This is a genomic window from Burkholderia sp. BCC0397 (assembly GCF_902832865.1).
GTDB lineage: Bacteria > Pseudomonadota > Gammaproteobacteria > Burkholderiales > Burkholderiaceae > Burkholderia.
In genome coordinates this window covers 169,197-178,946 of sequence record NZ_CADFDL010000016.1, presented here as the reverse complement: position 1 = coordinate 178,946, position 9,750 = coordinate 169,197, and the positions used below count along the sequence as shown (strand labels likewise).

Annotated in this window: 10 protein-coding genes; 3 read left to right on the top strand and 7 right to left on the bottom strand. The window is 59.3% G+C overall.

The genetic code is table 11. From position 1 onward, the window contains the following. Nucleotides 1-41: 41 nt before the first annotated feature. Nucleotides 42-266 carry a hypothetical protein gene (locus HWX03_RS32395; RefSeq protein WP_175874061.1) on the bottom strand — a complete coding sequence of 75 codons (225 nt, stop codon included), beginning with the start codon at nt 264-266 and terminating at the stop codon, nt 42-44. Nucleotides 267-739: 473 nt separating this feature from the next. Continuing rightward, complete coding sequence (locus tag HWX03_RS32390; RefSeq protein WP_175874060.1) at nt 740-1,480, bottom strand: hypothetical protein; 741 nt, start codon at nt 1,478-1,480, stop codon at nt 740-742. An 84-nt stretch (nt 1,481-1,564) separates the two neighbouring features. On the opposite strand from HWX03_RS32390, the gene HWX03_RS32385 reads away from it, so the two are divergent. Beyond that, a complete protein-coding gene (locus HWX03_RS32385) occupies nt 1,565-1,987 on the top strand; it encodes a hypothetical protein (RefSeq protein WP_175874059.1) in 423 nt (140 codons plus the stop codon). Nucleotides 1,988-2,270: 283 nt separating this feature from the next. Here HWX03_RS32385 and HWX03_RS32380 read toward each other — a convergent pair whose 3' ends face one another. Genes HWX03_RS32380 through HWX03_RS32370 form a run of 3 tightly spaced genes read right to left on the bottom strand, consistent with a single transcriptional unit; the run spans nt 2,271 to nt 5,642 of the window. After that, entirely contained in the window at nt 2,271-3,170 is a 900-nt protein-coding gene (locus HWX03_RS32380) for a plasmid partitioning protein RepB C-terminal domain-containing protein (RefSeq protein ID WP_175874058.1), read from the bottom strand. Further along, nucleotides 3,167-4,081 (bottom strand): plasmid partitioning protein RepB C-terminal domain-containing protein, encoded by a 915-nt coding sequence (locus HWX03_RS32375; protein ID WP_111932303.1) that lies wholly within the window; start codon nt 4,079-4,081, stop codon nt 3,167-3,169. Before HWX03_RS32375 ends, HWX03_RS32380 begins: the two co-directional genes overlap by 4 nt. Further along, the gene (locus tag HWX03_RS32370; RefSeq protein ID WP_279612259.1) at nt 4,074-5,642 is read right to left on the bottom strand and encodes a recombinase family protein; all 1,569 of its coding nucleotides are present in this window, start codon (nt 5,640-5,642) and stop codon (nt 4,074-4,076) included. The genes HWX03_RS32375 and HWX03_RS32370 overlap by 8 nt, the downstream gene beginning before the upstream one ends. Nucleotides 5,643-5,756: 114 nt before the next feature. Here HWX03_RS32370 and HWX03_RS32365 point away from each other — a divergent pair, with 114 nt between their 5' ends. Beyond that, nucleotides 5,757-6,107: a hypothetical protein gene (locus tag HWX03_RS32365; protein WP_111932349.1), complete on the top strand. Its 351-nt coding sequence runs from the start codon at nt 5,757-5,759 to the stop codon at nt 6,105-6,107. A 66-nt stretch (nt 6,108-6,173) separates the two neighbouring features. Here the strand turns inward: HWX03_RS32365 and HWX03_RS32360 are convergent, their stop codons facing one another. After that, on the bottom strand, nt 6,174-7,076 hold the full coding sequence (locus tag HWX03_RS32360; protein WP_175874056.1) for an HNH endonuclease: 903 nt from the start codon (nt 7,074-7,076) through the stop codon (nt 6,174-6,176). Nucleotides 7,077-7,321: 245 nt separating this feature from the next. On the opposite strand from HWX03_RS32360, the gene HWX03_RS32355 reads away from it, so the two are divergent. Continuing rightward, entirely contained in the window at nt 7,322-8,500 is a 1,179-nt protein-coding gene (locus HWX03_RS32355) for a site-specific DNA-methyltransferase (RefSeq protein ID WP_175874055.1), read from the top strand. Between the two features lie 19 nt (nt 8,501-8,519). On the opposite strand, the gene HWX03_RS32350 is transcribed toward HWX03_RS32355, so the two are convergent. Beyond that, on the bottom strand, nt 8,520-9,740 hold the full coding sequence (locus HWX03_RS32350; protein ID WP_124530097.1) for a hypothetical protein: 1,221 nt from the start codon (nt 9,738-9,740) through the stop codon (nt 8,520-8,522). Between the last annotated feature and the right edge of the window lie 10 nt (nt 9,741-9,750).

Genomic DNA, 9,750 nt, shown 5'->3' with positions numbered 1-9,750 from the left:
TTCGTCATTTCTCGGATTCCTTTGCCTGCATTATCGCCGGCTCAGGCCCTGGCCGTTCCACTTATCCGGTTGTCTGAATTCGCGCGGCCACCTCTGCGTGCGTAGGCGTTATATGCGCGGTACGAGATCGCGCGGCTATCTTCGCCACGCTGTAACTGTTGTGCATAGAGCTTGAAGTCTGCCAGCGCTTCGCCGCAGCGCAAGTATTCATGTCGCAACATGAGACAGAGCTTTTGATCAGTTTCGTCGCCCGCGTTGAATTTCATTCTTATGCTCGCGTGCAGCTTGAAAGTGGGAAAGGAGTGGCCCTATTCGGCGTCAGAAGTGTTCTGGTAGTCCACGAAATACTACTCAGCGTAAGCTGGATACGGCACATGGACGCCTTCCGATCTCTGGCGGTCTGACCCACCATCTCCCGTCTTATGCTCGCGCTCCATACATCGCGGTAACAATGCATGGATCTGAAGTGGACGCGTCTGTAACGATAGCGCCCAACAGCCGTATTTGACGTTCTTCCCGGCACAGCACCCCGCAGGATCAGACGTTCACTGGTTACCGCCAGCGCGAACGGTGGGGGAATTCAAAAATTGGCTTAACACGATGCCTTCCTTTGAAAACCCCACAATTGGGTGAAAAGGAGTCTCGCACAACTCATACGAAGTGCACAAGAAGTAGGCAGTTGATCTACACGACCGGCGCCAACCGATTCCGAAGGCGAGGCTCGTGCCGGACGCCAACTTCAAAGAGTGTAGGCAACAAATTTCAGGTGCAGCCGCCTCGACTTGTCCACGTGTATCTCGAAAATGGCCGAGCGCTCACATTCTCGTGCGGTGACCCGGATCACGAAAGTTCGCTTTCGGTCGTCATCCATGTATTGCATCGCCTCATAGAAGCCGGTCGCGCCGGGTGCACTAAACCGGTATTGGTTCATGTGGTCCCAATGTGCCGCAACGTCCACAAGATGCTCTGGATCGTCAGTGCGAAGGTTGAACACGGCGTTTTCTAGCAGGATAGATCCGCTATCCAAAGGACTTGCGGGAGGTGACACCTTTTCGACATATACCCTGCAATTTGAAAGAGTCTTCGTGCCTGTGTTTTTGATGCCGACTCGGACGGTGCTAAGCAAATGACCGGACTCTTGGGTCAGTTCGTGGTATGGCTGGGCTTCCTCAGTATGAATTTCGATTTGGTGGGGAGGTGCGACATCATCGATTCGCGCAGCAACTGGCGGCTTCCCTTGCCGCTTACGGAATACGAGCGTCGCCCCAGCAGCGGCCAGTGCGAGCGTAATCGCTGCCCAGGCAACGACCGCCCCGCGCGACAACTGGACGGGAATAAATGCCCAGTCGTGCACCAAGCGCAAGATGTAAGAAAAACGCGGCCCAATCCAAACGACGAACGCCGCTCCGCCAGCCGTTATCACCGTCGCAATCACCTTACTCCACACCGGGTCCTTCCAGGCCCGTGCCACGAATCCCATGCTTTGATGCTCCTTTAAGCGCGCTTTCCATTTGCCTAACAGCAATGGCAGAATGCTCGCACGAAAACGCTGAATGAGAGGCAAATGGCATGCGATCCCCAATCTGGCTGGACCACTGCGATACAGGTCGGCGCGGCTGCGCTCGGCCCGATCATCGCGTTAGTCGGCGGCTGGATTGCGTGGCAGCAGGTCCGCATAAGCCGAAACAAGCTCAAACTGGACCGATTTGATAAGCGATTTGAAGTGTACGAAGCCGCGATGACTTTTGTGTCTCGGATCGCGGCGAAAGATGCTGTCGAAGAGAAGTGGGTGAACGAGTTCTTGCTGGCGACTCGCCGCGCACGGTTTCTAATAAGCCCTGAGATCGAACAATACCTGCGCGCGCTTCGGCGGAAAGCAGGCGAGCTACAACTTGTGCACAAAGCCCTTCAAGGTCCACCAATACCCAGCGATCACGAGCGGGCACGGCTGGCCGACAAGTGGGGAGAAATTCACCAAGCGCTTTAGAGCGAACTTGACGCCATGCCCGAAAGGTTCGCACCGTTCCTATCGGTTAAGGAATTTTGAGGACCGCCCACATAGGGCTCTCGCACAGGTGCGGCCAAGTGCTCGAACCGAAGCCGCGTCTCCTACGGGGCTATTAGCCCAACTTCTTCGCGATATCCTCAGCACGCGGCGCGGCGTATCGCTGGATCATCGACAGCGTTCGGTGTCCGCTCACTTGCGAGACTTCTACGATGTCTAGGCCGCGCTCCAGCATGCGGCTAACGCCCTCTCTGCGCAGACCGCCTCACTCCTGCTCGGTGACGCGGTTGTCCGCCGCGATCGCGTCCATGGTCGAGACCAAGCTCGCAAGCAAGTCGCTGTGGTGCCGCTTCAGGTGGCCATGAATGTTCTCGTTGCGGAGGAGACGAGCCATGAAGCTCTTGGCGACGACCAGGGACAGCATAGTCTCGCCGATCTCGTCCTCCACGGCTTGGCAGTCTTGCCGCAACCGCTCCATTTCCGCCTCCATCTTGGCCAGGTCCTCGGGCGATATTTCGTCTCTCTTTTTGGACTTGGGGCCGTCGACGAGCGCCTCGGAGCGCGTGGCGACCAAGATCATTTCGGCGTATGTCGCGGTAAACTTGTTCGCCGCGATCATCATCTCGGCCGCCTCAATTTGCCGATATGGCTTCATCTTCTTCAGAACGGAAAACACTTTGGGAGCTGCTTGCCGATTCTTGAGAAGCGAGGCCGCTTCCGGCGCGACCCCGTCGAGCAGGGCCGCCCGCTCCCGAATGCTGCGGACGTCCATACGGAGAACTTCGGCGATTCGCTTCTCAGAGGCGCCCTTGGCGAGCGCCGCCCGTATCATCCTGTGCTCCTGCACGGCCGACAAGCGCGTGACGTGGCGGTTGAACGTGAAGCACTCGTCGTCTGTGGAGACCATGCACGGCGCGGTATCCCGACGCAGTTCTTTAAGCGCCTCAAGTCGCAACCGGCCGTCAAGCAGCTCGAAGTCGCCGAACTGGCGAGGCGAGCGAAACACCGCGAGCGGCTCGATGACGCCAAGCTCCTCGATGGAGCCAAGGATAGTCTTATATTTCGCCGTTTCAAGCACGCCCTTTCCTAGCGGCGCACCGGAGACGATCCGCCCCAAAGGAACCTCAATAACTTTCGCCTCGAAACCGTGTCTGACATTGCTCATGGCATAAGCTCCGGCGGAATACGGGAGGCAACCGCCTCGGGGATATCCTTGACGCCTTCTGCCCGCAAAAGCGTTCTGAAATGCTCGTCGGCGAGAAAGCGACGAAGGACTGAAGTAATAAGCAGAAGGCGCTGCTCTTGGAGGTTGGCGTTCTGCACAATCATTTTTTGGCGACGAACCTCGTTCCTGTAGGTTCGCAGCAACTTCTGCGGCGTGGGCTTCTCGCGCTGAACTGGACGACCTCCCATCTTTTTGCCTGCCGCCTCTCGCTTGCTCAGGATTCGGCGCACGCGCAACAATTGGTCACCCGTCAGTGTCTTAGACTCGTAGGCGGCGACCATCGCCGCCTGGACCTCTTCCGTCGGCGAGCGAGCGACCTCGACGGCAAGCCAGAGGGGCATGACGCGCTTCTCGACAGCCTGCATGAGTCGCTGCTCGCCTTTTTCCAACAATTGCAGGATGCCGTTGACGTAAGCGTCGTCGAGGTTCGTTTTGCGGGAAATCTCGGCCGTCGAGTAGCCTTTGGCGCGAAGGACTTGCAAGCCGCCCAACAGTTCGGCGGTGGAATGACGTCGCCGCGCGATGTTCTCCGTGAGCGTGATGAGGTAGCGGTCGATTTCGCTGGCCTCCACGATCGAGCAGGGAATCATGCTCTCGCCAAGCGCTTTGAGCGCTTCGAGGCGGCCCTGCCCGCACAGCACTTCATACCACTCGCCATCGGCGTCGCGGCCGCCATGGGCCACCGTTATAGGCCTCTTGAGGCCAACCGACGCAATGTTCTCGACAAGCTGGGAGAAAAAATACGGATTGCGCGTCCGTGGATTCAGGACTCTGAGCTGCGCGACCGGAATTTGCGCGATCTCGTCGCTGCGCGAAAGCGCAGACACAATTCTGTCGACGCGGTCATTCATAGCTGACTCCTTTCAGCGGAACCCGGCGAGCTAGGTGGCAGAGCATTTCCAGGTCGTCGTAGCGATAGCCCTCAAAGCCGAAATCGTTGTGGTCGCCCAGGCGGACGACGTCCGTCGAAACATCGATGGCCGGCAAAAGGAAGTAGTCGCGGATCGATTGCGCGTCTAGCTCCATGCGAACGGCGACGGTAATGTCCGGGCGCAACGCGGTGTCGAAGCGGATGATCCAGCGGTTCGAGCCCGCATTGGTCGGCCGGCAGCGCGACAAGGCCAGCGACACCCTGAACTCTTCATTGACCCACAGCAAACCGGACGCGATGTCCTTCTCGACGCGCGCGCCCGCGTCAAGCATTGCCCGCTCAGCGGCCGATACGACCTCGGGATGCTGCTCCCGCAGGCGGCGGTTAAGCTCGACGTACCTGTAATCGCGCGCGGGTGCGTAGCCGATCAGGTCGTAGGTGCGAAGCAAGCTGCCGAAGCGGCTCGCGTAGGCGCTGCTGGACGGGCAGCCGGGCGACTCGTCGATGATGATGCCGGAGAGGTAGCCGTTTCGAAGCAGCAGCTTTCGCAGAGCTTCCAGCATATCCGCGTCGGTGAGCCGGTAGGAGCGCGCGAGGATGATTTGGCGGGCGGCCTCGAAGATGATCCGATCGACGATCGGCTCGAATGCGTCGTCCGCGCGAACCCATGATGCCGGCGGATTGCGGACGCGCTCTTGTTTGAGCTTAAACGACACCCGATTCCAGACGTTATCGCCGACGTACTTGTCGTTTGTGAGAATCTGGTGGACCGTTCCCCGAGTCCATGCGACGCCGCGATCGGTACGCACGCCAGCTTCGTTCAGCGCAGCGGCGATCTCGGCCTCGGAGCGCCCCTCCTCGACGAACCATCGGTAGATGTCGCGTACAGTAGCTACCTCGTCGGACGGCCCCGGGACAAGAATGACGCGATCGGTTTGGATCGCCTTGTGCTCGCCACGTCTGAGCTCGTGCCTCTGCCCGTTCGGCTCGACCCGTACGCGGCGGAGGCCGAAGCCCGCCGGGCCACCCTGCCGAAAGCCGTTCCGGATGTGGCGGCATTGGCCGGCGTGCACTTTCACGCTGAGCTCGCGGCTATATTCGCCAGCCATCGTTCGCTTAACGCTCTTGATGATGCTTGACACGGGGCTTCCGTCGTTCTCGAACTGCTCGGCGCAGTACAGCACTCTCACACCCGCGTGCTTGCAACGGATTTCATAGCTTGCGCTTTCGTCTGGGTCTTGAAAACGACCCCATCGGCTAACGTCATAGACCAAAATTACGGAAAAGTCGGCCGCGCCTGACTCCACGTCTCTTAGCAAGGCCTTCAAAGAGTCGCGCCCGTCGAGCCGCAGCCCACTTTTCCCTTCATCCGCGTAGACACGCACTACGTCCAGATCGCGACTTTCCGCGAACGCCAAGATGACGTCCTTTTGGTTTTCGGTCGAGTATTGTTGGTGCTCCGTCGACATTCGCACGTAAGCCGCCGCGCGGCCTCGGCCAGCCGCGCCTTGCGGATGTTTGTTGCGAGTTGTCCGTTCCACCCTGCCTCCCTTCGAGCCGCGAGGGGGCAGCCGCGTGTCGCCTCCGCGCGGAGGCGACACGCGAGCCCGCTCTTTCGCTTGCGTTCAGGGAATATAGTTTTGGAGGCGCGAAAAATGTTGCCGACAACACGCAAGAATTTGCGCGAAGAAAGGGAAAAAATCGGCGCGGAATATCCCATGGCGATCGCCATGGCGCTCAAAGAAGAAATGGGCGGATCGAGAAACTCGATCAAGAAGCTCGCTCGATGGACGGGCGCGAGCGAGAGGACGGTACAAAACTGGCTAGGAGGCGTGCGCGGCCCAAGCGGCCCGCACCTAGTGGCGTTGGCGCGGCATTCGCCGGCCGTCCACTTTGCCTATCTATCAATGACTGGACGGATCGACGGCTCGGCATCGGACATCAACGCAGGCGTGGCCTTGCTAAGAGAGGCGTTAAACCTCCTAACCGCGCGTCGTCTTTCGTGAACGTGATTGCGTTTGTTCCGACCGCTGTTGTTTTCGCGAACCCGTCTTTGTCTCCCCGCCGCGTCATCATGGCCGCCATCCTCTAACGCGAAGGGCCGTTTGCACGTAAGCCGGGTTGGGGTGATAGCGCACGTTGGCGGGAAGGACGAGCGTTGGCGCAAGGGCATCTCGAAAACCCCTGATGCCTCCATCCAACTCGGCTTCTGCCAACGCTCCCACGCGCGACTCGCTGACACGGATTCTGTATCGGCGGTCAAAAGCGACCAGATTGGAGTCGTAGGCGAAATGATGAAGCTTGCAAAGAGCCACGCCGTTTGTAACTTCATCGGTGCTGCCAGACGCGGACACCGGCACGATATGAGCCGCATCTAGCAGGCCGAGCTGGACACGGCAAAACGCGCACCGATGGCCATAAGCCTCGAGGACCTTGCGGCTAAAATTCGCCGCGCGATATCTCCTAGCAATCCTTCGAATCACCATTTGCCTCGGACGGTTGGCCACAGCCGCGATTTGCTCATCATCCAGCGAGTCCAGGTCGTTTAAGAGGTTCATGTCGCGATGCGCGCGCCCCGTTTGATGCAAGCTGCTGGTCGACTGCGCGTAGTCGACCAGCAGGAACGGACGAAAGGCCACAACGATTTCATTTTCCTTAGCCTGGGTCGCAAACGCACCACCTGCGGCCGCTTCCAAGGTTCGCTCCCGAATCTGCGCGGATGGCGAAGCCGAACTCTGCCCATCGTGGGCCGAGATGTCCCAGGCGGCGAACACTTCTAGTTCGTCATGCCATCCGAGAAGCAGTGTTGGCGTCCCCTCGTGCCCGTGGGGCACGCTCGTGAACTGAATCCGATACTCGTCATCCGCACGATTTGCCCCGCCGTGCGTGCAATTCCAGATATAGACTCGGAAGTCGAAGCTTCTGCTGTCCGCGCGGGCTGCCCTGATCAGGAATGGATGCGTGCCGTCAATCACCAGCGGGAGCCATCCTCCCTCCCTGACTCCGTCCAACACTCTTGCCAGCAGTTCAGTCTTCGATAGCCTTGCCACGATTCCCCCGACGATCTTTGGTCTTCGTCGAATGATAGAGGAATCTAGCCTCGCGCTCCCAAGCAGAGCGGATCTCTCAGAAATTCCTGGCGCCGATCCAGGTTAGCGTAATACAATAACCTGCCAGTTAGATGCGTGCGCAAAACCAGCGTGCAACATAGAGGAAAAGAATGGTCCGTCCGCATGTCTCCGAACCCCGAGACAACATCGCGAGCCTACGGCTCACCCTGAACGAACGGCAAGAAATGGAGGCAATCTCCAATGTGTTGGGGTTCAAGTCGCTGAGCGACTACATCCGTCATCTTCACAACATCGCCGCGAAGCAGGACAAGAAGCCGGAGCGAATCAACGGCGAGAGCTATGGCCCGTTCTCCATCGCTCACGAAACGAAGCTCGGGAAGATATACAACGGCAACTCGCTCGAATACTTGCACCATCGTGCAAAGCCCAACTCCGTCAACTTGATCATGACCTCGCCGCCTTTCGGCTTGGTTCGCAAAAAGTCGTACGGGAATGAAGACGCGGCTGCGTATTGCGACTGGTTCCGTCCGTTCGCGGAGGGGTTCAATCGCGTGCTGCGCGACGACGGAAGTTTGGTGATCGACATCGGCGGCGCCTGGAAGCCAGGCACGCCAACACGGTCCCTCTATCACTTCAAGCTCTTGATCATGCTCTGCGAAGAGTTTGGCTTCCACCTTGCTCAAGAGCACTACTGGTGGAATCCGGCCAAGCTGCCCTCGCCCGCGGAGTGGGTCAACATTCGCCGTGTTCGTGTCAAAGACGCCGTTAATTGCGTGTGGTGGCTCTCCAAAACGCCGTATCCGAAAGCGAACAACAAGCGCGTTCTCGCGCCGTATTCCGAGTCGATGAAGGGGCTTTTGAAGAACGGCTACAAGGCGAAGCTGCGGCCGTCTGGACATGACATCTCGGAAAAATTCTCTAAGGACAATGGCGGTTCGGTGCCTCCAAACTTGCTCGCCATTGCGAACACAGAGAGCAATGGGCAATATCAAGACTATTGCCGAGCGAACGGGATCGACATTCACCCGGCTCGCTTCCCCGCGCTGCTGCCTGAGTATTTCATACGGATGCTGACCGACGCGGGTGACCTCGTGGTCGACCCGTTCGCCGGGTCCTGTGTGACCGGTATGGTGGCGGAAAACCTGCGCCGAAAATGGGCCTGCGTTGAACTGTCGAGCGAATATATCCGCGGCGGTATGGCTCGCTTTCAGTCCGACACCGATACCGCGCGCTCACGCCCCGCCAACTATTCGATCAGCACACCTTGCTCGCAGCCCGCGGACGAGGAAGAGGTTCCGCTGGTCGCGAACGGTGGAGCGACAAGGTAAGAAACATCGATTGCTGGCGCTAGATCGGATCGGCGGCAAGCCTGCGATGCAGCCTTGCCGCCCACGCGATCAAGGCTCCGCTTGCCATTCCTGAAAAATCAGTCAGGCCAACCGGCTTTGCACCGTCCATCGCTTCTTCGAAGCCTGACAATCCAGAGCACACTACTGCGCAGTCGCGAAGCATCGTTCGCGCTTGCTCGACGCTATCGGGCCGAGAATCGCGGCAATATCGCACAAGCTGGGATATCGCATCGACGATTGCGGCGGACGCTGAAAGCGGCGAGCCGAACCATTTGCATTCGAAGTGGGCGACGTCGATTCCGGTTTCCGCGTCCCGAATCGAGACGTCGGCTCGCGCTAGGCCCATGCCTGCGCTCAGAGCCTCCGCCGCTTCCCTGACCATGACTTCGGACGGGTCGAGATTTTCGGCTGCGCGTTTGGCCAACGCATTCTGCCATCTGATTCGATAACGCCCAACGGTCGCGATCTCGGACCCTCCGGCAATCGAACCCTTCCACCTGATCCGTTCGCCCGTTTCCTGCGCCAAAGCTTCGGCCGCCGAGAGCGCGGTCGCCAATTCGAGCTTCTGCCAGTCCTCCAATTGAGCGACCAGCGTGCTCGACAAAATGGAGCGTATCGCATCCACGTCCATGCGCTCGACGCCTTCAAACAGAAGCATCGAATCCGCGGCCATCCGATAGAGCAGCGACAAACCCTTGCGCGCGTCTCTTATCGCAGCCCCGCCCGGTCTGCGCCGCCCTGCGGGCGACAGCATCACCTCGCGCAGCATCCGAGTGCGGCTGGCCCGTTCGAGAAGGCCCACGCGCGCGTGTATCCAATCCTGGTCAGGTCCAAGCTTGTGTCGGCGAATGGCCGACAGGGCCAGCGACTCGGCTTCGCGAAGCACCCAGGCGAGAACATGGTTGCGACGAGTCAGCGCAGAGAGTGCCGGCTCGGACACAACAAAGAGAGTCGAGTCGCCTGAGAGTTCCTGCTCGCAGAGCGTTGCCCGAGCGTCGACGACTCCCGGTATCTGGCCCGAGTGCGTCTGCGTTTCGAAAGCGATCGAAGATCGAATGTCTCGCGGGTTTGCGATCACGCGCTCCGCGATGCGCCGAACCCCGTCAGAAAGCGCCCAGCGCAGCAAAAGCTCCTCGCGCTCCTCGATGTCAACACGTGGAGTCTTCGAGTCCCATCCATTGCCATGCGGCGAGCGATGGCAGCGCAAGAGCGCGGCCAAGCAATGATCG